The following is a 23,470-nucleotide window of genomic DNA, read 5'->3' as shown; positions in this document are numbered from 1 at the left end:
GCGGCATCGGCACGGCCGGCGCGGGCGGTGCCGGTGGTGCCGGCGGTGCCGGGGGTGCGGGCGGCGCCTCGGGCGGCGTCGGCGGTGCGGCCACGACGCCGGGCGCGGCCCTCGCGCACGAGCGGCAGAACCTGCGCGCCGTCGAGGCGACCATCGCGTCGGAGGCCATGCGGCGCGCGGTCGAGCTGATCGCCGACAGCCGTCCGGTCGGCATCGTGGGGCTGCGGGTGTCGGCGGCGCTCGCGAACTACGTCGGGTACCTGGCGCAGCGCATCGTGCCCGGGGTCCACGTGCTCGACGACGCGGCGCGACTCGACGACGACCTCACGCAGCTGCATCTCGACGGGGCCACGACGCTGGTCGTGTTCGCCATGCCGCGCTACCCCGCGGCCACCGTGCGGGCCCTCGCCCGTGCCCGCGAGCTCGGCATGACGACGGTCGGCATCATCGACACCCCGCTCGTGCCGTTCGCGCATCTGATCGACGTCCGTCTCGTGGCCCCCGTCGGTCAGGATCTCGTCTTCGACTCGCACGCCGCCGCCGTCACCTTGTCGATCGCGCTGCTCGAGGGGGTCGCCGCCCGCGACGCGCGCCGCACCCGCACCCGCCTCGACGCCCACGAGGAGCGAGTCGCCGAATGGGAGTACCGCTCCCCCTGACCCGGCCCGCCCCGCGTCTGCGCACGCCGACCCGCGCCTCCTCCCCCGCCTCGCCCCGCGCCGCGTCGCTCTGCGCAAGCCGATCCGCGCCTCCTCGTCCGCCTCGCCCCGCGCCGTTCTACGCAACCTGACCCGCGCCTCCTCGTCCCCCTCGCCCCGCGCCGCTCTCCGCAACCTGACCCGCGCCTCCTCCCCCGTCCCCGCGCAGCGATGAACCGCGTTCGCGAAGGAGAACCGCGATACAACGCAGTTCATCTTCGCGAACGCGGTTCATGGGCGGGCGAGGAGGCGCGGCGCAGCAGAGGCGAGGAGGCGCGGCGCAGGAAAACGAGGAGGCGCAGTGCAGGAGAAGCGAGGAGACGCGGCGATCGGCGATGAACCGCGTTCGCGAAGAAGAACCGCGATACAACGCAGTTCATCTTCGCGAACGCGGTTTACGGGTCGACGAGGAGGCGCGGGTCAGGCGGGTCAGGCAGGCGAGGAGGCGCGGGTCGGGCGGGACGAGGAGGCGCGGCGCGCGCGGGAAGGGAGACGCGGCGCCCGGCGATGAACCGCGTTCGCGAAGAAGAACCGCGATACGACGCAGTTCATCTTCGCGAACGCGGTTCATGGGCAGGCGAGGAGGCGCGGGTCTGGGCAGGCGAGGAGGCGCGGCGCAGGAGGGGTGAGGAGGCGCGGCACAGGAAAGGCGAGGAGGCGCGGCACAGCAGAGGCGAGGAGGCGCGGGTCAGGCGGGCGGGGCGGGCGCGGTGATGCGGGCCACCGCCTCCTCCGTGAAGCGTCGCGACGGCGGTTCGGGGTCGAGCACGCGGTGGATCGACAGCCCCTCGATCAGCGCGTCGACGCGTCGTGCCGTGTCGGGGTCGAAGTGCCGCTCGAGCTCGACGCGGCTGCGGCGCATCCACTCGCGGGTGATGCGACGGAACGCCGGCTGCCGTGCGGCGAGCGTGTAGAGCTCGTACGACAGCACCTGGTCGCGCAGCCTCCCCTCGGCCGCCAGATCGTCGTGGATCAGCGACACGATCGCCGCCCGGGCCTCGTCGGGTGCGGTCGCCGACCCGAGCGCCGCCTCGAAGCGGGCGATGATGGTGCCGGCGAAGCGGGTGAACGCCTCGTGCAGCAGGTCGTCCATCCCGTCGAAGTGGTAGGTCATCGAGCCGAGCGGCACATCGGCGCGCGTCGCGATCTTGCGATGCGAGATGCCGGCGACGCCGTTCTCGGCGATGAGGTCGAGCGTGACGTCGATCAGACGATCGCGCCGCTCGGGGTCGCTGCGCCGGGCCGTCATGCCGACCACCTTAGTCACGATGCGTACGGACGTACGCAGCCCGCGCCTCCTACCGGAGCACCGAGCTCAGCAGCAGACTCGTCTCGGAGTTGATGACGCCCTCGACGCTGCGGATCCGCGCCAGCACGCGGTCGAACTCGCCGAGCGACGAGGTGCGGTACTCGGCGACGAGATCCCACCCGCCGTTGGTCGTGTGCAGCGACACCACCTCGGGGAACCCGCGCAGCTGCCGGATGACGTGGTCGGTCGACCGCCCCTCGATCTCGATGAAGCCGATCGCGCGGATCAGATCGGGGTCGTGGTCCTCGCGCACGCGCACCGTGTAGCCGAGCACCGTGCCCGACGCCTCGAGCCGGTCGAGCCGCGACGTCACGGTCGCGCGGGTGACCCCGAGTCGGCGCGCCAGGGCGGCGGCGGACTCGCGGGCGTCGACCCGGAGGGCGGCGAGGAGGCGCCGGTCGAGTTCGTCGAGATCGGCCATGACCCGGAATGTACAGCAGCACTGCGCGGATCGCCGAGTCGGGGGTGCGATTCAGCGCGTGCTGACGATTGCCGGTGCATATCGCGCAGCCATAGCGTGGAGCGACGACCGGGTGACCGGCGAGACGACCGGGCGACCGGACGACCGGCGAGACGAGCAGAGGGGAGGCGCCCGTGGTGCGCTTCGTAGACGTGCAGAACATGATCCGCTGGGTGACCGACCGCGGGGTCGGCCCCATCACCGCCGGCATGGTGACCGCCCTCGAGCGCGACTTCGCCCGCTGGCCCGCCTTCGACAAGTCGCCGCGCGTGGCCTCGCACTCGCCGATCGGCGTGATCGAGCTGATGCCCGCGAGCGACAGCGAGACCTACGGCTTCAAGTACGTCAACGGCCACCCGTCGAACCCGGCCCGCGGGTTCCAGACCGTGACCGCGTTCGGCGTGCTCGCCGACGTCGACACGGGGTACCCGACGTTCCTCGCCGAGATGACGATCCTCACCGCGCTCCGCACCGCGGCCACGAGCGCGATGGCGGCGAAGCGTCTCGCCCGCGCCGACTCGCGGGTGCTCGCCCTGATCGGGGCGGGGTCGCAGGCGGAGTTCCAGGCGCTGGCGATGCGCGCCTCCCTGGGGATCGAGATCGTGCGGGTCTTCGACGTCGACCCCGGGGCGACCGAGAAGCTCGTCCGCAATCTGACCCCGCTCGGCTTCGACATCACCGTCTGCTCGAGCCCGGTCGAAGCCGCGGAGGGCGCCGACGTCGTCACCACCTGCACGGCCGACAAGCAGAACGCGATCGTGCTGCCCGACGAGGCCGTGCGACCCGGCATGCACGTGAACGCGATCGGCGGCGACTGCCCCGGCAAGACCGAGCTCGACCCGGTGACGCTGCGCCGCGCCGACGTGTTCGTCGAGTACCCCGAGCAGACCCGGGTCGAGGGCGAGATCCAGCACCAGGCGGCCGACTTCGCCGTCACCGAGCTGTGGGAGGTCGTGGCCGGCCGACTGCCCGGGCGCACGAGCGACGAGCAGATCACCGTCTTCGACTCCGTCGGCTTCGCCATCGAGGACGTCTGCGCGCTCAAGTACCTGCGCGACGACGTCGCCGGCACCGACTACGCCGTCGACATCGACCTCGTCGCCGACCCCGACGACCCGAAGGACCTCTTCGGCCTCGTCGCCCGTCAGCCCGTCGGGGTCTGAGGGCCGACATGACGAGCGTCGTCGAGACCGGCGCCGGCCCGACCGGCGCGATCCCGAGGGGCGTCGCGAGCGTGACCGGCGTCGCCGACCCGGCCCGCGCCTCCTCGTCCCCGGTCGTCGCCGACCCCGAGGAGGCGCGGCTCGCCCGCCAGTCCCCCGCCGCCGTCGTGATGGTGCGTCCGCGTCACTTCACGCCCAACCCGCAGACGGCGCGGGACAACGCGTTCCAGACCGACCCCGCCGACGTCGACGCGTCGCGGGCCGAGATCGCCGCGCGAGCCCGGGCCGAGGTCGACTCGGTGGCGGCCGCCCTGCGCGCCGCGGGTGTGCGCGTACATCTCGTCGACGACGAGCGGGCCGACCGTCCCGACGCGGTGTTCCCGAACAACTGGTTCTCGACGCACGCCGACGGGCGTCTGCTGCTGTACCCGATGCACTCGCCGAACCGGCGGGCGGAGCGGCGCGGCGACGTGGTCGAGCTGCTGCGCGCCTCGTACGGGGTCGGGTCGGTGGTCGACCACTCGACGCTCGAGTCGCTCGGGCTGCACGTCGAGGGCACCGGAGCGCTCGTCTTCGATCACGTCGAGCGGGTCGCCTACGTCGCCCTCTCGCATCGGGCCGACCGGGCCGCCGTCGATCTCGTCTGCCGCGGGCTCGACTACGACGTCGAGGCGTTCACCGCGACCGACGCCGACGGGGTGCCGATCTATCACACGAACGTGATGATGAGCGTGGCCTCGCGCCTGGCGCTGGTCGGCCTCGAGGCGATCGGGTCGTCGAGCGAGAGGAGGCGCGTGGCCGACCGTATCGCCGCCTCCGGACGCGAGGTGGTCGCCCTCACCCGCGCCCAGCTCGCCGAGTTCGCCGGCAACGCCCTCGAGCTGCGGGGCGCCGACGGGCCCGTGCTCGCGGTGTCGGCGCGCGGCTGGGCGTCTCTCACCCCGGCGCAGCGGGCGACGGTGGCGCGGCACGCCCGCCCGCTGCCGCTCGATGTGCCGACGATCGAGCTGGCCGGCGGCTCGGTGCGCTGCATGCTGGCCGGAGTGCACCTGCCCGCGCACGGCGCCGTCAGCGGCAGCGGAGCCCGTTGGAGAGCGACACGGTGACACCCGTCGTCGCGTCCGACGTCGAGGTCCAGAGGGTGCCCGTCGCCCCGAGCACGGCCTTGACCTTGACCGTCGAGGCGAGATTGAGGCTGAGGCCCGCGGTCGGGGTGAACGTGACCGACTTCGTCGAGTTCGGATTCGACGTCGCCGACGACGCGGCGGTGCTCCCGTAGGTCACCGTGCCGCCGAGCAGGCCGGGCCCCTGGAGCTCGAACGAGTCCGCATCGGCGCCCGCCGGGTAGGCGAACGTGATGGTGACCCCGTTGCTCCCCGCGTTGACGCATCCGAGGGTCGTCGTGTTCGGCACGGCCGCCGGCTGACCCACCATGCCCGCCGTCCACGACGACTTCGGGTTGATGGTCGTCGCGAGGAACGGAGCCGCGATCGCCGTCGCGGGCAGCACGAACCCGATGCCCGCGGTCGCGATGACGAGCGCGCTGAGACCCGAGCCCCAGAGCAGGCGTCGGCGCCGACGCGCGGCCCGACGCTCGGCGAGCGCGAGGCGGCGGGTGCCGACGCCTGCGCGGCCGGGGATCCGAGGAGGTGCGGTGCGCGACCGCCCGTCGCGCGCCTCCTGCACGTGCGCGGCCGGTGCGACGACCCGCAGCATCCGACCGACGGCGACCCCGGCGCGGTGGATGCCGCCCCGACCGGAGCCGGCGGCACGGGCGCCGGCTCGACCCGCGCCTCCTGAACCCCCGCCTGCGGGGCCTCCGCCGTGTCGTCCGTGCGTGCGGCCGGCGACGGTCGACGGGTCGGGCTCGGGGCGACGGCGCAGCGGCCCGTCGAGCAGGGTGACGGCGATCAGCACCACGAAGGCGAGACCGGCGAGCACGAGGTGCGCGGCGTCGCCGTCGTGCAGCCAGACGATGGGCATGCCGATGAGCGGCACCCGCAGCACGCCGATGCCGTGAACGTCGTCACGGGGCACCGACGACGAGTCGGCGGCGGCGTTGGCGTCGCCCTTCGTGATGAGCGTGCCGTCGGGGGCCGTCGAGTCGACCCGGTGCAGTCGCAGCGCCCCCTCGTGATCGGGGTCGTCGAAGAGCAGGACCTGCCCGGCGTCGAGCCGCGCGGAGTCGATGGGCCGCGAGATGACGACGTCTCCGACGGCGACCCGCGGCATCATCGACCCGGTCATCACCGTGGTGGGCTGCCAGCCGACGACAGCGGGGGCCGCCGCCCAGAAGGCGAGACCGAGCAGGGTCGCGATGATCCCGCGGGCGAGCGTCGCCGCGACGATTCGGGACCAGTCGGCGACCGTGGCCGCATCGACGCTCGACCCGCCCGACGACACCCGGGCCGAGGCCGCCCCGGATGCCGCTGCGACGTGAGCGTGCGACGTGAACACGACGACGACCTCTCGTTCGGAGCGCCCGGAGGCCGCGGATCAGCTGTTCTGGGCCTCCCACGTGAAGCCGAGGGCCGCCGTGCCGCCCTGCACCGTCGACGGCGCGTTGGCGGGCAGCGTGTAGGTGAAGCGGAAGACCTTGCTCTCGCTGGCGGTGCCGGTGGGCGACCAGGTCGGGATCCCGTTGCCGTAGCTCGAGTAGGTCGTGCCGAAGTTGGCGACGGTGCCGCTGTACAGCGAGCCGCCGGTGCCCTGCGCCACGAAGCCGGTGCAGTCGGCGAACGTGCCGCCGGTGCCCTGCTCGACCGTGAGGTTCAGGCTGCTCGCGAGCGCGTTCGTCGTGGAGGGGGTGGTGCCGTACAGCTTCACGGCCGAGGGCAGCGACCCGGTCGACGTGACGACGATGCACTTCGCCCCCGTCGAGCCGGGCTTCAGCGCCGTCGCGTTGAACATCGCCGTGTTCGCGTCGTCGTCGGACAGGGCGACGTTGCCCGCGGTCCAGTTGTTCGTCGGGTTCGACGTCGTGGCCGAGAACGCCGAGTACGACGCGGTCGACACGATGACGCCCGAGGCGACCAGGGCGAGCGGCACTCCGACGAAGGCGGCGATGCGGGCGGCGCGGGTTGCGGCGATGGACATGGTGGAGCTCCTGATCCGGAAGAAGACGGAGCGTCACGGTGGACGGTAGGAGGCACGGTGCGAGTGGTTGGGTCGCGGCGCTCGATCGCTCGGGTTCGGTGAGGACCCGATGACGCTCCGTTGGTACAAAAATGAAGATAGTTCAGTCTTGGGGGGGCGCGCAAGAGGTGCGGCCGACCCCCGTTCGCGGGACGTGTGCGCGGGGCGGGGCGGGGCAGGGCGGCGGTCACCCACAGCGCCAGGAAGTGGACACGACGCCAGGTTTAAACCTGGCGTCGTGTCCACGAAATGGCGCGGTGAGTCGCGGGCGGGCCGCGGTGAGTGGCGCGCGGGGACTGGGCGCGGGGCGCCGGGCGCAGCGAGTCGCGCGCTAGGCGTCGACGGCGGGGACCTCGGCGACCGCGATGTCCGCGCCGTCGGCCCCGCGGATCTCGACGGCGGCGACGTCCTCACGCAGCACGCCCGCGTTCAGGCTGCAGTCGATCTCGACGTCGGTGCCGAGGAACGTGCCCGACTCGTACTCGCGCCCGTCGTCGCCGACGACGACCACGGTGAAGGGGTCTCCGGCGGGGAGCCCGGTGACCGTCAGCAGCGTCTCGGTGCCCCAGGTGTGGGCGACGACGTCGCCGTCGACCTCGACCCCCGAGGGCGCGCCCGCGAACGCGACCGGTTCGACGGCGCCGAGCGTGCCGGGCGGGCCGTCGACGTGAGCGTCGCGGGGGGTCGCGACGAGGGCGCCCGCGCCGGCTCCGACCGCGAGGCAGGCCGCGGCGCCGAGCGCGGTGAGGAGCGTGCGCCGGTTCGGGCGACGGGTGCTGCGAGCGGGCAGTGGGGTGACGGGGGCGTCCGCACCCGCGATGCCCGCGACGCGTCGCCGCAGCTCGGCGCTGGGTTCGAGGTCGACCCAGCCCGCGCCTCCTGCCCGTCCGTCCGGCTCGGGGAGGTCGGCGAGGCGTGCCGTGAGCGCACCCAGCTCGGCGAGCTCGGCGTCGACGCCGGGGTCCTCTGCTCGGAGGGCGGCGAACTCGGCCGCCTCGGCGGGTGAGAGGTCGTCGGCGAGCGCCGCCGCGATCAGCTCGTCGCGGCGCGAGGGCGTCGGGTCAGTCATCGGTCGTGTCGCCTTCGTCGAGGTGGGTGCGGAGGGCGCGCAGGGCGTAGTGCACGCGGGTGCGGAGCGTCGCGACGGGTACGCCGGTGCTCTCGCTGACGTCGCGGTAGGTGCGACCGCGCAGATGCACGGCGACCACGGCGGCGCGGTGCTCGTCGCTCAGCCGGGCCAGCCCCTCGACGAGGCCGAGGCGGTCGAGGGGGTCGGGGTCGTTCGTCGACGCGTCGGGGGCGTCATCGGGCGTGACGAGGTGCGGTGTGCGCTGCCGGGCACGCAGCACGTCGATGATGAGGCGCCGTTCGATGGCGAAGAGCCAGGTGCGGGCGGAGGCGCGGGTCGGGTCGAACCGGTCGCGCGCCCGCCACGCGCGCAGGAACGTCTCCTGCACGCAGTCCTCCGCCTGGCCGCGGTCGCCCAGGGCGTTGACGGCGAAGCCGAGCAGCGCCGACCCGTGCTCGGCGAAGGCCTCGTCGACGTCGAAGCTCGACGGTGGTGCGGTCATCGGGCTCCGCTCGGCGGTCGGGTGGCGGTGCGGCGTCAGGAGGGCCGTCATCGACGTTCCTCTCAGACTAGGGCGGCGGGGTCTCGAGGGGATACGTCGGGAGGTGGGGTTCCGTTCATCGCCGACCCGCGCCTCCTTCAGGGGGCCGAATCGAAGAAGACGGAGTCGACGAACAGCGCGACGAGGAAGACCGGCAGAGAGAAGGCGGCCATCGTTCCGGCGATGATCCCCCGGCGGCGCCCTCGTCCTCCTCGGGCGCCCGCGGCCGACGCCAGGACGATGGTCGCGATGATCCCGGGGGCGAGGTACATCGCAGACCACTCCCCGACCCGGTTGAGCAGGGGGTCCGTCGGCGTCAGGGAGCCCACCGTCGAGATGGGGAAGAACGCGGGGACGATGATGACCGACGCGAACAGGACTCCGACCGCCGCCGCGATGCCGAGGGCGCCGAGCACGCGCGGCCGCCGACCGTCTCCGGGATGGGCGTCGGCATCGATCGGCGAGGTCATGCGAGCAGGCTAGCGGTCGCCGTGTCTCTGACTCGTCGCGGCTCCTCGGGCGTCGCGGACCCAGCGTCCGTCGTCGTCGAGCACCCAGGTGATCGCGGGCGCGTCGCTCGCGGCGACGTCGGTGAGCCAGTAGGTCTCGTCGGGGCTCCAGCCGGCCAGGACGGAGGCGGTGCTCTCGTCGACGGGGACGCTGCGGCCGGCGGTGAGCAGGTACCCGGCGACGGAGACGTGCACGGCGTCGGCGATCTCGGCGACGGACGCCCAGTCGGGTGAGACCCAGGCCCCGGCCCGACCGGTCGCGCGGTACCAGTCGTGCCGGTGCGACGCGGTGACCTCGAGCGGGTGCTCGCGGCAGAGGCGGGCCCAGTCGTCGGGGCCGTCGACCTCGATCACCCGGGCATCGGGCGGGACGTCGAGCTGCCGCACGCGGGCGCGGGTGTCGCCGAAGCCGTCTTCGACGAGTCGCAGGCCGAGCGGGGCGCCGTCGGGCCCCGCCTGGGTCGTGACCGGGCCGATCCAGTTCGGGGTCGACCACCAGTCGGCGCTGAACGAGGCGGACGGGTCGAGGGGCCGCTCACGCACCGCCCTGACCTCGCCGGCGACACGGGCGTCGCGCCACTGCTGCAGGGCCGAGCGGACGCCGACGACGCTCCACGACGGGGGCTCGCCGGTGCGGAACTCGGGCCGGTCGAACTCGACGAGGTGCTGGTCGGGGGCGGTGCGGTCGCTCCACCACGCCGTGGCGGGCGACGACACGACGTGCTCGGCGACCCGCCGGAGCGCCCGGGTGACGACCGGCTCGACCATCAGCAGGTCGTCGCCGTCGGGCTCCTGCCAGTAGGCGGCGGCGTCGACGGTGCTGGCGAGGGCGGTCGTCAGTGTGTCGTCGTCGAGGTGCGGCAGCGGGACCCGATCGAGGGCGTCGGCGAGCTCGGCGGGGGTCGGGTCGGGCAGCGGGGCGTCGGCGCCCGGGCCGTCGGCGGTGCTGCTCCGCAGGAGGGTGACCGCGACCCCGTATGCCTTCGCCGACCGGTACGAGGCGAAGAAGACGAGCTGGCCGAAGTGCTCACGCGCCTCGCTGGCCGGGTCGCCGTGCCGCATGAGCTCGAGGCAGAGCCGCCGCCCGCGCGGGGCGGCCAGCAGGGCGTCGGCGTCGATCGGGGCCGTCATGCGCTCAGCCTAGGAGGCGTCGGCCGACGGCTCGCGACCGGCCCGCGAGGCGCGGATCTCGCGACCCGACGCGCGGGCGTCTCGCCCGATCACGAGCCAGGCGACGATCGCCACAGGGGCGACCAGTGCCCAGAGCACGATCCAGAGGGCCTTGGCGGAACCGCTGAGCGCCGACCTGACGACGCTGACGAGCATCCAGACGGCGGCGAGCGCGCCGATCGCGATGATCGCCGTCCAGCCCAGGTCGTACGCCGCAGGCCACATCGCACCGGACCCTCCGGCGCTCGCGAGCAGTCGGTCGATCGGCGCATCCATGCCCGGCATGCTAGCGGTGCCGCCGGTCGGTCCGACAGCCCCCAGGGGCCTCGGCGGCGCGGGCAGCCGCCGGTCTTCGTTCATGGACCGGTTGCACACCCCTTGCGCACGTTGACCCGCTACCGATCGTTCCTGACGGCAAGGCGCTCATTCGGAATGGATGCGACGCGAGTGTCCGTACGACCCGCCAGGAAGACGCCGGCCAGCGCCAGCGCCCCGGTGGCGGCGAAGACCCCGGCGAATCCTGCCGGGCCCGTCCCCGCCGCTGCGAGGACGGCTCCCCCTGCACCAGCGACGAGGGCCGTGGCGAGCGTCTGGGCGAGCTGGAGCGACGCACTCGTGGCGCCGGCGGACGACCCTGCTGACATCGTCGCGCTCGTCGCGGCGTTGAAGGCGACCCCCATGCCGATGCCGGCGATCGCCCATCCCAGCACCGCGCCTCCTGACCAGGCGTCGGGGACGGCGACGGTCACGGCCGTGAGGACCTGCCCGGCGAGCAGCACCACGAACCCCCATCGGACGGACCGGGCCCTCGTACCCGGCCGGGCGGCGTCGATGCGTGCCTGGATGAAGGAACCCGCCGTCCAGGTGAGAGCCCCCGTCGCCAGCGCCACACCGGCGAGGGTCACCCCGACACCGTGCAGACGCGTCAGGCCGAGTGGCACGAAGGCCTCCGAGCCGAAGTACGCGCCGCACAGCAGGAACCGCACTCCGACGCCCGCGGCCGCTCCGCGCGCTCCCCGCAGCGTGCCGACGGGTGTGAGCCTGCGGAACGACCACGCTGCGACGAGGCCTGCGATGCCGACGAGCAGTATGAGCACGAGGAGCGACGTGCTCTCGAGGGAGGCGAGGAGAACCGCCGAAGCCACCGCCAGGACGATGGAGGCGACGAGAGCTCCGCGTCGCGCCCGACGCGCCTCATCGACGTTGCGAGCCTCCGCGGCACCGGAGTCCGGTCCGCCCCGGGAGGAGACGGCGCCGACTCGCCGCGCGCTGGGCAGTACGAGGGGAAGCAGGGCGAGGACGATCGGTCCGACGACCCAGAAGACGAGTCGCCAGTCCGCCACGGCGACGAGCGCGCCGGCGAGCAGGGGCCCCACGAGAGACGGGATCGTCCAGGCCGACGACAGGAACGCGAACATGACCGGCCGGAGGCGCGCCGGGTAGGCCAGGCCCACGAGGCTGTACGCGTAGGCCATGACGGCGCCGACCCCGAGACCCTGAAGAGCGCGGGCCGCGATGAACACCTCCCATGTCGGGGCCGCGCCGGCGACGATGCAGCCCGCCGCGAAGACGAGGCCCCCGACGAGCACCGTGCGTGCCGGTCCGCGTCGATCGATGTCACCACCGGCCAGCACCGTGCCCACGATGTTGGCGAGCATGAGGGCCGAGAGCCCCCAGCCGTAGGCGGACAGACCGCCGAGGTCGTCGGCCACGACGGGCAGGATCGTCGCGACGCCGAGCGACTCGAGCGCCACGGCACCGACGCTGGCCAGGATGCCCACGGTCCGGGCCCGCAGCCCCGGTGAGAACACTCCTACGGGATCACCGCTGTGCGCGGTGTCCGGGTGGCTGGGGTCGCGCGGCCGGGGGGAGGAGCGGGTCGTCATGCGGTCTCACTTTCGTTCCGAATCGGTACGGAATGAAACTAGGCTATCGTCGACTCATGACGCAAGCAGGCCCCGGCGACTCACGCCGCACCTCCTCGGCTCCCGTCCGGTCGGGTCGACCGCGTGATGCGAGCATCGACGAGCGTGCCGCGGCAGCGGTCATGCGGCTCCTCGGCGAAGGCACCTACCGCGACCTGACGCTCGACCGCGTAGCGGCCGAGGCGCGCACGAGCAAGCCCGCGCTCCGACGCCGCTGGGGCAGCCTTCCGGGGGTCGTGGTCCACACCCTGATCACCGTGATGGGCACGAGCCCGACACCGGACACCGGCTGCCTGCGATGCGACCTCGTCACGGGGATCGGCGGCCTGGCCGAGTCGATCGCCTCGACCCCCGTCACCACCGCCCTGCCCGGCCTCATCGCCGACCTCGCCGGCGACCCCGAGCTCCGTGAGAGATTCACCCGCGACTACTTCGACGCGCGCAGGTCGACCACCCGGGCGGTGCTCGAGCGCGCACGGGACCAGGGCGCACTCACCCCGTCGACGGACATCGAACTGGTGCTCGACCTCCTCGCCGCGCCCCTGTACTACCGGGCGCTCTTCGCCCACGAGGCGATCGACGCCGACACGGCCGAGAGGATCGTGGACACGCTGCTCGACGGCCTGTCCGTCGATGCCGCCTCGAACCACCCTTCCGCGCCGGACCACTGAGACGGCGCCTCGCGGCACACCCTCGACGGCCATGGCGGTCGAGGTCGTCAGCACGCCCCTCGTGAGCGTGCACGCGACACATCACTCCTTGCATCTGTGCTGCAAAAGGCTTCGACAGGTTGTCCCCTGATATCGAGACCGCGTCTCGCGACTCTGGGGACGCGTGACGACCCCGGAGCGCCCGCAAAGTGATCGGCTATCGGGACGCAGCCGGGGGGCTCTGTGGGCATAGGCACCATCTGCCCGTGGGTCCTTCAACCGATTCGGCCAGAGCACCGGAAGCCGCGAGTCACGTCTCCAGACGCGGGGCCGGGATGTGAAGCCGTCGCGCTTCTCGCAGGGTGTCGCGGAGGACGGCGCGACCCTCGACCATGTCCGTGTCCGTGTGCGCCCCGAGGGCACGGCGCGCGATCGGGACCAGCGCCGTCGCCCATCCCATCGCAGTGCCCATCAGGAGCGGGAGGCGGTACGGAAGCATCGCGCGGCGATGCTCTGCGAGATCCACACCCCGTGCTCGGAGAAGCGGCAGCAGGTCGCGGGTCGTTGCGAGCGCCTTCCGGAGAGCCTGTCGGTCACCGATCATCGCCGACAGTGAACCCTTGCTCATCGCCTGGGCGTACATGCCGGCGTCGGCGATGAAATGGAGCCACAGCCACCCCCGGATGTCCTTCTCCTGCCGGGCAGTAATGCCGGCCTGCTGAAAAGCCGACAGGACCTCCTCCTCGCGCCGACTCGTCAGAGCGTGACCGGTACCGATGACGACCGACGGCATGATGGCGGCCACCAGGAGGCCATCCTCCTGGAACTGACCACCCCCACCCGGGAAGCCGAAGACGACCTGATCGGCCGGCAACGGCGCGACGGCCTCGAGCGGCTCCTCCCACACGTTGCCGAACACCAGGACGGTCGCCGATCCCAGTCGGGGCGCGAGGAAAGCCGCAGCCTCAGCGAGACGATGATGCCCGACGCTGAGCACGACGAGGTCGAACCCCTCACGTGGATCGATGGTCTCGCGGAACCTGACCGGGTGGTTCTCACGGACTCGTCGGCCGAGCAGCGCACGACGCCCGTCGATCCAGTCGATGCGCACCTCGTCCCCGTATTCCGCAGCACGCCCCGGGCGTACGTAGAACTCGACGTCGTGACCAGCGGCGGCAAGGACGCGACCGTAGATCGTCGCGATCGCTCCCCGCCCGAACATCAGGATGCGCATGAATGACCTCTCGCTAAGCTGGAGACAATCTCCGGTTGAACTATATGGAGATAATCTCCAATTATCTAGGGAGGGTGTCTCCGTGGCCGAGGAACGCGCAATGCGGGCGGACGCCCGTCGGAACCGAGAAGCGATCGTCGCTGCCGCGCGGGTCGTGTTCGACCAGCACCAGCAGGTGCGATTCGACGACTTCGCCGCTCTCGCCGGCGTGGGGGTGGGGACGCTGTACCGGCACTTCCCCACACGGGATGCTCTGGCTGCTGCCGTGTACGAGGGCGAGGTGGCACTGCTCTGTGAGAACGCTGTCGACCCGGCGCGGCCGGCCGTCGAGAACCTCGAGTCGTTCCTCCGCGGCTTCGTCGAGTACGTCCTGGAGCACACCGGGCTGGCCCGCACGCTCGCGGCAGCCGAAGACCCGACCGTGTTCACCGACGGTGGGATCCAGATCGAACGCACGGTGGCCGACCTCGTGAGCCAGGCGGCCCGGGACGGCACCGTCCGTGATGACATGCCGGTCGGAGCGGTGATGATCGTGCTGCACGGCATCGGCACCGCGACAGGCCGACCACTCTGGGCATCTGAATCACGCGCAGCCGTGGAGCTCTTGATCGCTGGCCTTCGGGCCACTTAGAGGCACCCGATTCCGCCGGACACTTGAGCCAGGAGCACCCGACACCCGTCTCGAAACGCCATCGGCTATCGGACACCTTCAAGGAGCCGTACTAGGTGCTTCTTACATCGAGCGCCTCCGCTTGCAGAGGGAAGACCACCATCCTCGCCATTGCCGATGAGCCCGTGCACATCACGCCCTGATCGCCAGTAGGCATATCGGCCGCGGGTCGGGCGCACCGCTGGCGGCCAGTGACTCATCCCGACGACGCGGTGGCCCTACGTCGCCGGTCGATCGCGCAGATGACGAGAGCGATGACCGCGCCCAGCACCGCGCCGACGGTGTTCATGGCCCAATCGTTCGTGTCGCACCGGCGACCGAGGACGGGCGTGAGGGCCTGTACGACTTCGATGACGGCGGAGAGGGCGACCGCACCGGTGAGGATTGTCAGCGGCCGGTTCGTCGCCGCCCCGAGGAAGAGCACGAGCGGCAGCAGCATCGCGACGTTGGCGAGCGTCTCGATGCCCTGGAACGGGACGCTGAACTGCACGGTGCAGGTGACACCGCCGGGCCGAGCTCCGTCGGGCAGCAGGGTTAGAACGAGCACCGCGATGAGCGCGACAGCCGAGAGGCCGAGGAGGACACGCCGGAGCCGGAGCCGGTGCAGGACCCAGGCGAGCAGGGTGGCGGCCGCGACGGCGACCCAGAAGCCGATGCGGACGAGGGGCGCGTGTTCGACGAGGAACGTGGAGATCACCGGGGGCCGTCGCTTTCTCGGTCGAGGCGCGTGAGCCAGACGTTCATGAGCGCGGACTCCTCGGGGAGGAGGGCGCCAGGCCCGCCTTCAGCGAGCTGCGCACGGAGCTGCCGCCGGGCGGCTGTGGCGGCGTTGAAGGACGCCGTCGGGGACCCCGTGACGAGGACGGCACCGAGGACGGCGTCGCGGAGCGCGTCGGCGACCGCATCGGTCTGTCGTGCGGGACGCGGGGTCGTCATCTCGTCGAGGGCGAGCCCGACGTTGGCCGCCAAGATCATCCCCGATGCGACGTCGACTTCGAGACGGAGAAGCCCCGCGGCCGCGCACCGAGAGAGCGTCCGCTCGAGCAGCGTCCTCACACCGTCCGCTGCGCGACCGCCCGCCCAGGGTCGCGGCGCGAACATCAGGCGATAGAGGGCGGGATTCTCCCTCGCGAAGTCGAGGTGGTCACCCCACCCGCGGCGCAGGTCCGCCGCCGGGTCCTCGGTGGCCTCGAGCTCGGCCTTGCGGGCGGCGTAGCGCTGCAGGCCCGTCTCGGCCAGGGCGTCGAGGAGTCCCCGCTTGTCGCCGAACAGCCGATACAGCACCGGCTGAGTCACGCCAACGGCCTCACAGACCGCTCGTGTGGCAATCTCGCCATCGGACGCGGCGACGAGTTGTTCCTCGGCCGCCGCGAGCAGCGCGCTCCGGAGGTCGTCGTCGGATCGGATCATGGCCCCCAGCCTAGGGCACTTGCTATCGCGTGTCGTATCTGTGATAGTTCTTGCGTATCGGCGAAACTGCCGACCGATAGCAACGAAAGGCAGACCATGAGCACTGATCCCCAGCGCGTCGCCGTCGTCACGGGTGGCTCCCGCGGCATCGGCCGCGCCATCTCCACCCGACTCTCCCGTGACGGGTTCACCGTCGTCGTCGCATCAGCCAGCGGGGGTGCCGCGGCCGCCGCGACCCTCGACGAGATCACGAGCGCCGGCGGCCATGCCATCGCCGTGCAGGCCGACGTCGCCGACGAGCACGCCGTGGCAGCGATCTTCGACAGGGTCGCGAACGACTTCGGGGGCGTCGACGTCGTGGTGCACTCGGCCGGACGCCTCGGCTTGTCGACCATCGCCGAGCAAGATCTCGACGCCCTCGACGACCTGCACAGGACGAACGTCCGCGGCACCTTCGTCGTCGCACAGCAGGCAGCACGTCGACTGCGCTCCGGGGGTGCCTTCGTCGGCATGTCGACATCCGTCGTCGGAACGCAGTTCCCCACCTACGGCGCCTACGTCGCGAGCAAGAGCGCGGTCGAGGGCATGGCGCTGATCCTGGCGAAGGAGCTCCGTGGCCGGGACGTCACGGTGAACGTCGTCGCTCCGGGCCCGACCGCGACGGAGCTGTTCCTCGACGGCAAGACGCAGGAGCAGATCGACGCCCTGGCCAAGGTCCCGCCGCTCGAGCGCCTCGGCACCCCGGAGGACATCGCCGGCGTGGTGGCGTTCCTTGCAGGGCCGGACGGGCGCTGGGTGAACGGCCAGACCATCCGTGTCAACGGCGGCATGGTCTGATGACGGTGCCGCTGGTCATCCTCGTCACCGGCGCCTCCACAGGATTCGGTCGACTCACTGCAGAATCGCTGGCACGCGCAGGCCACGTCGTCGCGGCGGGCATGCGCGCCGTCGACGGGAGGAACGCGGCTCATCGCGACGCCCTGGCCGACCTCGCCTCTCGTGAGGGGCTGAGGCTCGGCGGCGTCGAGCTCGACGTCCAGTCGCAGGGATCCGTGGACGCTGCGGTCGACACCGTCATCAGGGCGTACGGCCGCATCGACGCCGTCGTGCAGAACGCCGGCCACATGGCCTTCGGTGCCGCTGAGGCTTTCACGCCTGAACAGTTCGCGTACCTGTACGACGTCAACGTGGTCGGCGGCCACCGGGTAGCCCGCGCCGTCTTGCCGCACATGCGCTCCCAGCGCTCGGGCTTCGTCGTATGGGTGGGCAGTTCCTCCACCCGCGGCGGGCACCCTCCGTTCCTCGCCCCGTACTTCGCCGCCAAGGCCGGCATGGATGCTCTCGCCGAAAGCTATGCGGCCGAGACGATCCGCTTCGGCATCGACAGCTCGATCGTCGTTCCTGGGGCGTTCACGTCGGGGACGAACCACTTCACCAACGCCTCCACCCCGGGGGACGAGGCGCGGGTGACCGACCACGACGCCGAGTACGGCACGCTCCGCCGCCAACTGACCCACCGCCTCGCCGCGATCGTGCCGCCCGAGGCCGACGTGCAGGACGTCGCCGACGAGATCGTGCGCCTGGTCGGCCTGCCCCAGGGGACGCGCCCGTTCCGGTCGCACGTCGACCCGTCCCGCGACGGCAGCGAAGTCGTGTCCGCGGTCACCGACCGCATCCGCGCCGAGTTCTACCGCCGCATCGGCATCGAGGATCTCTTGCCCTCGAACGCCGCCCTCTGACCCCCGGAACGTCCGGGCCACCACCGAAAGGAACCACCATGCCCTTCGCCAACCTCAAGGTCCCCGCGGACACCCTCACGCCTGAGTCCAAGAAGAAGCTGCAGGACACCGTCACGGACGCCATCGTCGACGTCTACGGAGAACGAGCACGCCCGACGACCCTCGTCATCCTCGACGAGGTCGCCGACGGCGGCTGGATGCTCGGCGGCACCATCCTCAACGAAGCGATGCTCGGCCGCGTCTAGTACCGCTAGTCACAGGATGAGGGGCCAGGGCGACCGGGCCCCTCATCGCGTTCGCGGCACCGAGCCTGCCGCGACTCGAGCGCGCCGGTCCCGGTTCACCCGTCGGGGGCGGTGACCGGTCCCTGGGCGGCCGTTCCGAGCTGCTGCTCGATCTGCGGCAGGAGCGCCCGCACCGCGGCGACGACGACTTCGTCCACGCGATCCTCGGGGAGCCGGCCGGTGGCGGCCAAGGCACTGATGCCTTCTGTCGTCGCCGCGACCAGGAACGGCATCGGGCCCATCGACTCCGGACTGCTCTCCCCGAGCAGCTCCGCGCCCACTGCGAAGAAGCGCTCGGCCGAGGACTGCGCCTCGGGGTCGCGCCCCGCATTCGTGCCGTCGTCGGTCGACGCGAACATCAGCTGCATCAGGGGGCCGTTGTGCTGCGCGAAGCGAGCATGAGCGCGGATGTACTCCGTGAGCCGGCGCTCGAGGGTGCCCACCTGCCGCGCGGCCTCGAGATAGCGACGCAGCTCGTCGAAACCGTCCGCGGCGATCGCGGCGAGGACGGCGTCCCGGTCACGGAAGTGACGGAGCGGCGCACCATGGCTGACGCCCACGCGGCGCGCGAGCTCTCGCACCGTCACCGCCTGTTGCCCCTCCTCGATCAGGAGCGCGCGCCCCTCTCGGACGAGCTCTTCACGCAGTGACCCGTGGTGGTAGGAGCGTGCTTGCTGTGCCATCCAATTAGTGTAGACGTTGACAACAATGTGGCCAGTGTCTACATTGGGGGCATGGACGACACCAGAGCAGGCCAGGCACCGACCAACGAGACCGTCATCATCACCGGCGGCACCAGCGGCATCGGCCGAGCGACCGCGGTCGCCCTGGCCGAGTCCGGATCACGCATCATCCTCGCTGTCCGGAATCAGGAGAAGGGGCAAGCCATGGCAGCGACCCTCCCCGGCACTCCGGGAACGCACCGCGTCCTGCCACTCGACCTCGCGCGGCTCGAGACGGTGCCTGACTTCGCAGACCGGATCGACGAACCGATCGCCATCCTCGTCAACAACGCAGGCGTCGAGTCGAAGGACCTCCAGCGGACGGCCGACGGTCACGAGCTCCAGTTCGGCACGAACCACCTGGGGCACTTCCTCCTGACGACGCTGCTCCTGCCGCACATCACCGACCGCGTCGTCACCGTCGCGTCCCAGGCGGAACGGATGGCTCGTCTCGACCTCGACGACCTCGATTGGCACCGACGCCCGTACCAGGCGAGCCGGGCGTACGCGGACTCCAAGCTCGCCAACCTGCTGTTCACGTCGGAGCTGGACCGGCGGCTGCAGACGTCGGGCTCTCGAGTGCGGGCGCTGGCCGCCCACCCGGGGTTGGTCAAGACAGCCATCTACGACCGGCCGGCCGGTCAGCGCCCCAACCTCTGGGACCGGCTCGTCCCGATCTTGGGGCAGGAGCCGGAAGACGGTGCGCTGCCGTCGCTGCTCGCCGCCTCAGCCGACCTCCCCGGCGGCACCTTCGTCGGACCCCAGCGGATGATGCACATGCGAGGCGGGGCCGAGGTGATCAGCCAGTCGAAGCAGGCACGGAACCCGGAGACCGCAGCGAGACTCTGGTCGATCTCCGAGCGGATGACGGCAGCGGGCACCCGCCCGTGAGCCTCGTCCAGGACCGTCCCCGCGCACTCTGGACCGCTGTACGCGGATGGCACCGACCTCTCGTCGCCTTCACCACAGTGATGTGCCTCTGGGCTGTGGTGTGCCTCGTCGGGCTGATCCTCGATCCGCGGACATTGGCAGACGACCCGATCTGGGCCAAACCTCTCAAGTTCTCGATCTCCCTCGCGCTCTACGCGATCACCCTTGCGTGGATGCTCTCGATGGTGCAGCGGCCTGTCCTGCGTCGGATCGGTTGGTGGGCCGGAACCGTCGGCGCAGCGGCGTCCCTCCTGGAGATCGTCGTCATCTCGATCCAAGTGGTTCGCGGCGTGGGAAGCCACTTCAACGTCTCGACTCCGACGAACCAGCTCTTCTACCAGCTCATGGCCGGTGGGGTCACCCTCATGTACTGCGCGACACTGGTCATCGGAGCCTTCCTGGCCATGTTCTCCCGGATCGAGGACAGGGCGCTGGCGTGGTCCCTGAGGCTCGGACTGATCATCGCCCTGGTCGGCCTGTCCGTGGGCTTCCTCATGGTGATCCCCACCGCGGCCCAGCTGGCCGACCCGACATCGTCGACCTACGGCTCCCACTCCTCGGGCGGTGACGACGCGACCGGCGGCATCTTCTTCCTCGGCTGGAACACCGCCCACGGAGATCTCCGCGTGTCCCACTTCATCGGCATGCACGCACTGCAGGTGCTGCCGATCCTCGCGATCATGCTCCCCCGGGCGCTCAGTGAGGCCGATCGGCTCCGTATCGTCGTCGCGGCCGGAGCGACGTACACTGCCGTCACCGCGATCGCCCTGTGGCAGGCGTTGCGGGGACAATCGGTCATCCACCCCGACGCCATCACCGTCGCGGCAGTCGGGGTCACCATCGTCCTGGCTGCGATGAGCTTCATGACCATCGCCGCGCAGAGACGCCACCAGCACAGGTAGCTCCAGAGCCTGGCCTGACGGCACACCGATGGACGAAGTCGAGGTCGCGCTCGACGAGCGCCCTGGTTTCCCGTCGAGATTCGGCCCACCTCCTGTCGGTCACCTCCAGCGTGGTCGCTACAAGCACTTGACCGGGTCTGGGTTGCCTCGCGCTTCAAGTGAGCAGGGTGAACGCCGCTCGGCCGACACCGAGGAGCACCGACCGGTCGGCGCCGGCAGCGCCGAGGACCTCCATGCCGCGAGTGACCGCCACGAAGTACGTCGCCAGGGCCCGGGCGTCGAGAGCCGCGTCCACTTCCCCGGCTGTCTGCGCTTGCTCGATGCACCCGGCGTACCCGTCCTCGAGGCGCCGATAGGCGGAACGAGCGGCTTCGGCGACCTCCGGATCGCGGTCGGCCAGCTCCACCGTGGCCTTCGTGAACAGCGAATCCAACGGCCCTTCCAAGGTGAAAGTGATGGCGAGTGCATCCAGGTGCGCTGCCGTGGGTGATGCTTGGAGCGCCTCCAGTAGGTCCGCGGGAACTTCGATGGTGGCTGCGCCGGCGTAGGCCCGATCCCAGCGTCCGTCTGCCCGGGCTCGGTCCACTTCGGCCCGGCCTCGGTCGCGCATCCGGCCCGCTGCGGTAAGTGCTGCGACGAGTTCTACGTTGCGTGCGGACCACAGGGAACGTCTGCGGCGGGGTGTGAAGTGTTGACGGAACGTGGCACCGTCGATGGAGTTCTTGCGCCCGTCGATCCATCCGCTGCACAGGGCTTCATCGAGCGCCTCCCTGTACGTCAACGAGGTCGGAGCGTGAGCGCCCTTCTTCGCCAGGGTCAACCACACCCCGTCGCTGCCGTCCTCGTGCTCGTCGAGCCAGGTGCGCCACGCTCCGGCGTCGGCCACGGTCAAGCGGACCCGGCCGGAGCAGTCGGCCGCCTCAGGCATCGACTCCACGCCGGCCCGTGGTCAGCCCGAACACGGCGGAGACGCTGGCGGCGACGACGGCGGATCTGTCAAGGGCGGAGAAGGTCGCGGGCATGGTCGTTCCTTTCTTCTGGCGAGGACAGAGGGAGGGACCGCGGCGCGGGCAGGTCGGCCTCGCGCCGCGGCAGAGGCACTAGGCCGTGATGCTGAAGCTCCAGGTGACGCCGAACCTGTCGGTGAGCATGCCGAAGCCAGCACTCCACGCCGACGCGGCGAGCAGTTCGACGATGGTCGCGCCGACCACCAGCGCGTCCCAGTAGCCCTGCAACTCGTCGAGGCTGTCGGACCCGATCGAGACGAACAGGGCCTGGTCGGTGACGGTCGTGCCGTTCTCGCGGCGGGTCAGGCCTCCACCGGCGATCGAACCGTCGGTCTGGCCGGGGATGTCGTACCCCATGATGCAGAAGCCGTTCTCGGCGACGACGAGGCCGAAGACGACCTTGTCGGCGCCGGGGACGTCCGCCGGCATCCCGAAGTCGGCGTAGGTGTTGACCACCAGGTGCCCGCCGAACACGGACTGGTAGAACTCCAGCGCCTGCCGGGCGTCGCCGAGGAAGTTGAGGTGGGTGGTCGTCTGGATCGTCATCGCTGCTCCTTGGTGGGGGGTCGACCCGATCGGCCGACGACTCGACCCTCGCAGCTGTCTAGGTCTGTTGCTGTCCTAGAACGGATCTACGCTGGGCGACATGACGACGACATCGCGACTGCTCGACCTGCTGTCGTTGCTGCAGACGCGGCGGGACTGGCCAGGGTCGCTCCTGGCGTCGCGTCTCGACGTCAGCGACCGGACGGTGCGCCGGGACGTGGATCGTCTCCGGGAGATGGGTTACAGCATCCGCGCGACGATGGGCCCCGATGGCGGGTACCGGCTCGACGCCGGCAGCGAGCTGCCGCCCCTGCTTTTCGATGATGACCAGACTGTCGCGGTGGCCGTCGCCTTGCAGGTGGCAGCCGGTGCCGGCGGAGGGTTTGAGGAGGCGGCGATCCGCGCCCTGGGGACGATCCGCCAGGTCATGCCCTCCCGACTGCGACGCCGGCTGGATGCTTTCGAGGTGACCGCCGTCGGCCGTCCGGGAGATGCAGCACTGGCGGATCTCTCGCTCGACGTCCTCGTCGCTCTTGCCAACAGCATCCGAGACCGCGAAGTCCTGCGCTTCGACTATGCCGACCGCGGCCACGACGACAGCGCGCAGCAGACGCGCCAGGCCCGCCGGGTCGAGCCGCACCACCTGGTGACGTCACACGGCCGCTGGTACCTCGTGGCCTGGGACCTCGAGCGCGACGACTGGCGTCTGTTCAGCGTGGACCGTGTGCAGCCGCGGGCCCCCGGTGGCCCCCGGTACGTTCCCCGTGTCGTGCCCGGCGGAAGCGTGCACGAGTTCGTCTCCGCTCGCTTCAAGGGGTCCGACGTCGACGAGTGGCCATGCCGAGGCACCGTCGTACTGGAACTGCCCGCTCGCGACGTCCTCCCGTTCGCCGGCGACGGCACAGTCGTGGCCGTCGACGACCAGCGGTGCACCCTCGAGGCGGGCTCGTGGTCCTGGGGTGCCTTGGCCGCCTCCTACGGCCGCTTCGAGGTGCCAATGCAGGTGATCGGCCCCCCCGAGCTCGCGACTGCTTTCGTGACCCTCGCGCAGCGATACGCGGCGACATGCGCGACCAGCTACGACTAGTGCGGCAGGTCCAGAACGCAGCCAGTTGACCTTCAGCCCTGGGGAACACGCAGGCGCCTGATCCCTGAAGCCGACAGGCGCCCGTCTATCGATCGTCTATCGGGACGCCGCCCTGAGCAGGTTTGCGAGATGGGAGTTCCACCCCTCCTCGTGTGCGGCTCGAAGTCCGTCGCCATCTACGAGCTGCCCGAAACCTCGTTCCGTCAGCGTGACCGTGCTCCGCTCGCCGTCACTACGGATGTCGAAGCGGACCGTGAGTGGCGACGGCCATTCCGGCTGCTGCCACACGAAGGCCAGCCGACTCGGCGGT

28 protein-coding genes are annotated in these 23,470 nt (G+C 71.3%); 11 read left to right on the top strand and 17 right to left on the bottom strand.

The window, feature by feature from the left end; genetic code table 11:
- Nucleotides 1–659, top strand: a 659-nt coding sequence (locus SOM11_RS14560) for a MurR/RpiR family transcriptional regulator (RefSeq protein ID WP_320478493.1), incomplete at its 5' end; no start/stop codon positions are given.
- A gap of 727 nt (nucleotides 660–1,386) precedes the next feature.
- Here SOM11_RS14560 and SOM11_RS14555 read toward each other — a convergent pair.
- Both SOM11_RS14555 and SOM11_RS14550 read right to left on the bottom strand, forming a co-directional pair.
- A complete protein-coding gene (locus SOM11_RS14555) occupies nucleotides 1,387–1,947 on the bottom strand; it encodes a TetR/AcrR family transcriptional regulator (RefSeq protein WP_192061502.1) in 561 nt (186 codons plus the stop codon).
- A gap of 49 nt (nucleotides 1,948–1,996) precedes the next feature.
- The gene (locus SOM11_RS14550; protein ID WP_192061503.1) at nucleotides 1,997–2,428 is read right to left on the bottom strand and encodes an Lrp/AsnC family transcriptional regulator; all 432 of its coding nucleotides are present in this window, start codon (nucleotides 2,426–2,428) and stop codon (nucleotides 1,997–1,999) included.
- Nucleotides 2,429–2,601: 173 nt separating this feature from the next.
- Between SOM11_RS14550 and SOM11_RS14545 the strand changes: the two genes are divergently transcribed.
- Together SOM11_RS14545 and ctlX are read left to right on the top strand one after the other, a co-directional pair.
- Nucleotides 2,602–3,630 (top strand): ornithine cyclodeaminase, encoded by a 1,029-nt coding sequence (locus SOM11_RS14545; protein ID WP_320478492.1) that lies wholly within the window; start codon nucleotides 2,602–2,604, stop codon nucleotides 3,628–3,630.
- An 8-nt stretch (nucleotides 3,631–3,638) separates the two neighbouring features.
- On the top strand, nucleotides 3,639–4,736 hold the full coding sequence (gene ctlX / locus SOM11_RS14540) for a citrulline utilization hydrolase CtlX (protein WP_320478491.1): 1,098 nt from the start codon (nucleotides 3,639–3,641) through the stop codon (nucleotides 4,734–4,736).
- Here the strand turns inward: ctlX and SOM11_RS14535 are convergent.
- From SOM11_RS14535 to SOM11_RS14500, 8 genes are all read right to left on the bottom strand, one after another.
- A complete protein-coding gene (locus SOM11_RS14535) occupies nucleotides 4,699–6,087 on the bottom strand; it encodes a signal peptidase I (RefSeq protein WP_320478490.1) in 1,389 nt (462 codons plus the stop codon). The genes ctlX and SOM11_RS14535 overlap by 38 nt on opposite strands.
- A gap of 39 nt (nucleotides 6,088–6,126) precedes the next feature.
- Complete coding sequence (locus tag SOM11_RS14530; protein ID WP_192061506.1) at nucleotides 6,127–6,726, bottom strand: hypothetical protein; 600 nt, start codon at nucleotides 6,724–6,726, stop codon at nucleotides 6,127–6,129.
- A 370-nt stretch (nucleotides 6,727–7,096) separates the two neighbouring features.
- Nucleotides 7,097–7,834, bottom strand: a complete 738-nt coding sequence (locus SOM11_RS14525) for a hypothetical protein (protein ID WP_320478489.1) — start codon at nucleotides 7,832–7,834, stop codon at nucleotides 7,097–7,099.
- On the bottom strand, nucleotides 7,827–8,387 hold the full coding sequence (locus SOM11_RS14520; protein ID WP_192061508.1) for a sigma-70 family RNA polymerase sigma factor: 561 nt from the start codon (nucleotides 8,385–8,387) through the stop codon (nucleotides 7,827–7,829). Before SOM11_RS14520 ends, SOM11_RS14525 begins: the two co-directional genes overlap by 8 nt.
- Before the next feature lie 86 nt (nucleotides 8,388–8,473).
- A complete protein-coding gene (locus SOM11_RS14515) occupies nucleotides 8,474–8,845 on the bottom strand; it encodes a hypothetical protein (protein ID WP_320478488.1) in 372 nt (123 codons plus the stop codon).
- 9 nt (nucleotides 8,846–8,854) lie between these two features.
- The gene (locus tag SOM11_RS14510; RefSeq protein ID WP_320478487.1) at nucleotides 8,855–10,015 is read right to left on the bottom strand and encodes a hypothetical protein; all 1,161 of its coding nucleotides are present in this window, start codon (nucleotides 10,013–10,015) and stop codon (nucleotides 8,855–8,857) included.
- Between the two features lie 9 nt (nucleotides 10,016–10,024).
- Nucleotides 10,025–10,330, bottom strand: a complete 306-nt coding sequence (locus SOM11_RS14505; RefSeq protein WP_192061511.1) for a hypothetical protein — start codon at nucleotides 10,328–10,330, stop codon at nucleotides 10,025–10,027.
- Nucleotides 10,331–10,449: 119 nt separating this feature from the next.
- Complete coding sequence (locus tag SOM11_RS14500) at nucleotides 10,450–11,940, bottom strand: MFS transporter (protein ID WP_320478486.1); 1,491 nt, start codon at nucleotides 11,938–11,940, stop codon at nucleotides 10,450–10,452.
- A 56-nt stretch (nucleotides 11,941–11,996) separates the two neighbouring features.
- Between SOM11_RS14500 and SOM11_RS14495 the strand changes: the two genes are divergently transcribed.
- The gene (locus SOM11_RS14495) at nucleotides 11,997–12,650 is read left to right on the top strand and encodes a TetR-like C-terminal domain-containing protein (RefSeq protein WP_320478485.1); all 654 of its coding nucleotides are present in this window, start codon (nucleotides 11,997–11,999) and stop codon (nucleotides 12,648–12,650) included.
- Nucleotides 12,651–12,939: 289 nt separating this feature from the next.
- On the opposite strand, the gene SOM11_RS14490 is transcribed toward SOM11_RS14495, so the two are convergent.
- Nucleotides 12,940–13,863 (bottom strand): ketopantoate reductase family protein, encoded by a 924-nt coding sequence (locus SOM11_RS14490; protein WP_320478484.1) that lies wholly within the window; start codon nucleotides 13,861–13,863, stop codon nucleotides 12,940–12,942.
- An 82-nt stretch (nucleotides 13,864–13,945) separates the two neighbouring features.
- Between SOM11_RS14490 and SOM11_RS14485 the strand changes: the two genes are divergently transcribed.
- Nucleotides 13,946–14,494: a TetR/AcrR family transcriptional regulator gene (locus tag SOM11_RS14485; protein WP_320478483.1), complete on the top strand. Its 549-nt coding sequence runs from the start codon at nucleotides 13,946–13,948 to the stop codon at nucleotides 14,492–14,494.
- Nucleotides 14,495–14,729: 235 nt separating this feature from the next.
- Here the strand turns inward: SOM11_RS14485 and SOM11_RS14480 are convergent, their stop codons facing one another.
- Both SOM11_RS14480 and SOM11_RS14475 read right to left on the bottom strand, forming a co-directional pair.
- Nucleotides 14,730–15,230, bottom strand: coding sequence for a VanZ family protein (locus tag SOM11_RS14480; protein WP_320478482.1), 501 nt, complete (start codon nucleotides 15,228–15,230; stop codon nucleotides 14,730–14,732).
- Nucleotides 15,227–15,943: a TetR/AcrR family transcriptional regulator gene (locus SOM11_RS14475; protein WP_320478481.1), complete on the bottom strand. Its 717-nt coding sequence runs from the start codon at nucleotides 15,941–15,943 to the stop codon at nucleotides 15,227–15,229. Before SOM11_RS14475 ends, SOM11_RS14480 begins: the two co-directional genes overlap by 4 nt.
- A 96-nt stretch (nucleotides 15,944–16,039) precedes the next feature.
- On the opposite strand from SOM11_RS14475, the gene SOM11_RS14470 reads away from it, so the two are divergent.
- Genes SOM11_RS14470 through SOM11_RS14460 form a run of 3 tightly spaced genes read left to right on the top strand, consistent with a single transcriptional unit; the run spans nucleotide 16,040 to nucleotide 17,927 of the window.
- The gene (locus tag SOM11_RS14470; RefSeq protein WP_320478480.1) at nucleotides 16,040–16,780 is read left to right on the top strand and encodes an SDR family oxidoreductase; all 741 of its coding nucleotides are present in this window, start codon (nucleotides 16,040–16,042) and stop codon (nucleotides 16,778–16,780) included.
- On the top strand, nucleotides 16,780–17,682 hold the full coding sequence (locus SOM11_RS14465) for an SDR family oxidoreductase (protein ID WP_320478479.1): 903 nt from the start codon (nucleotides 16,780–16,782) through the stop codon (nucleotides 17,680–17,682). Before SOM11_RS14470 ends, SOM11_RS14465 begins: the two co-directional genes overlap by 1 nt.
- Nucleotides 17,683–17,720: 38 nt before the next feature.
- On the top strand, nucleotides 17,721–17,927 hold the full coding sequence (locus SOM11_RS14460; RefSeq protein WP_320478478.1) for a tautomerase family protein: 207 nt from the start codon (nucleotides 17,721–17,723) through the stop codon (nucleotides 17,925–17,927).
- A gap of 95 nt (nucleotides 17,928–18,022) precedes the next feature.
- Here SOM11_RS14460 and SOM11_RS14455 read toward each other — a convergent pair whose 3' ends face one another.
- A complete protein-coding gene (locus SOM11_RS14455) occupies nucleotides 18,023–18,649 on the bottom strand; it encodes a TetR/AcrR family transcriptional regulator (RefSeq protein WP_056261578.1) in 627 nt (208 codons plus the stop codon).
- A 51-nt stretch (nucleotides 18,650–18,700) separates the two neighbouring features.
- Here SOM11_RS14455 and SOM11_RS14450 point away from each other — a divergent pair, with 51 nt between their 5' ends.
- Entirely contained in the window at nucleotides 18,701–19,579 is an 879-nt protein-coding gene (locus tag SOM11_RS14450; protein ID WP_056261575.1) for an SDR family NAD(P)-dependent oxidoreductase, read from the top strand.
- A 134-nt stretch (nucleotides 19,580–19,713) separates the two neighbouring features.
- Nucleotides 19,714–20,520, top strand: coding sequence for a hypothetical protein (locus SOM11_RS14445; protein WP_320478477.1), 807 nt, complete (start codon nucleotides 19,714–19,716; stop codon nucleotides 20,518–20,520).
- Nucleotides 20,521–20,674: 154 nt separating this feature from the next.
- On the opposite strand, the gene SOM11_RS15105 is transcribed toward SOM11_RS14445, so the two are convergent.
- Nucleotides 20,675–21,406, bottom strand: a complete 732-nt coding sequence (locus tag SOM11_RS15105; protein WP_414655472.1) for a YdeI/OmpD-associated family protein — start codon at nucleotides 21,404–21,406, stop codon at nucleotides 20,675–20,677.
- Between the two features lie 214 nt (nucleotides 21,407–21,620).
- Nucleotides 21,621–22,073, bottom strand: coding sequence for a VOC family protein (locus SOM11_RS14435; RefSeq protein WP_320478476.1), 453 nt, complete (start codon nucleotides 22,071–22,073; stop codon nucleotides 21,621–21,623).
- A gap of 100 nt (nucleotides 22,074–22,173) precedes the next feature.
- Here SOM11_RS14435 and SOM11_RS14430 point away from each other — a divergent pair, with 100 nt between their 5' ends.
- Nucleotides 22,174–23,160 (top strand): helix-turn-helix transcriptional regulator, encoded by a 987-nt coding sequence (locus tag SOM11_RS14430; protein WP_320478475.1) that lies wholly within the window; start codon nucleotides 22,174–22,176, stop codon nucleotides 23,158–23,160.
- A gap of 96 nt (nucleotides 23,161–23,256) precedes the next feature.
- On the opposite strand, the gene SOM11_RS15100 is transcribed toward SOM11_RS14430, so the two are convergent.
- The gene (locus SOM11_RS15100; protein WP_414655471.1) at nucleotides 23,257–23,457 is read right to left on the bottom strand and encodes a hypothetical protein; all 201 of its coding nucleotides are present in this window, start codon (nucleotides 23,455–23,457) and stop codon (nucleotides 23,257–23,259) included.
- Nucleotides 23,458–23,470 lie beyond the last annotated feature (13 nt).

The organism is Frigoribacterium sp. CFBP9029 (assembly GCF_034045305.1).
GTDB lineage: Bacteria > Actinomycetota > Actinomycetes > Actinomycetales > Microbacteriaceae > Frigoribacterium.
The sequence above is the reverse complement of the archived record's forward strand: the minus strand, read 5'-3'. Positions and strand labels throughout refer to the sequence as shown.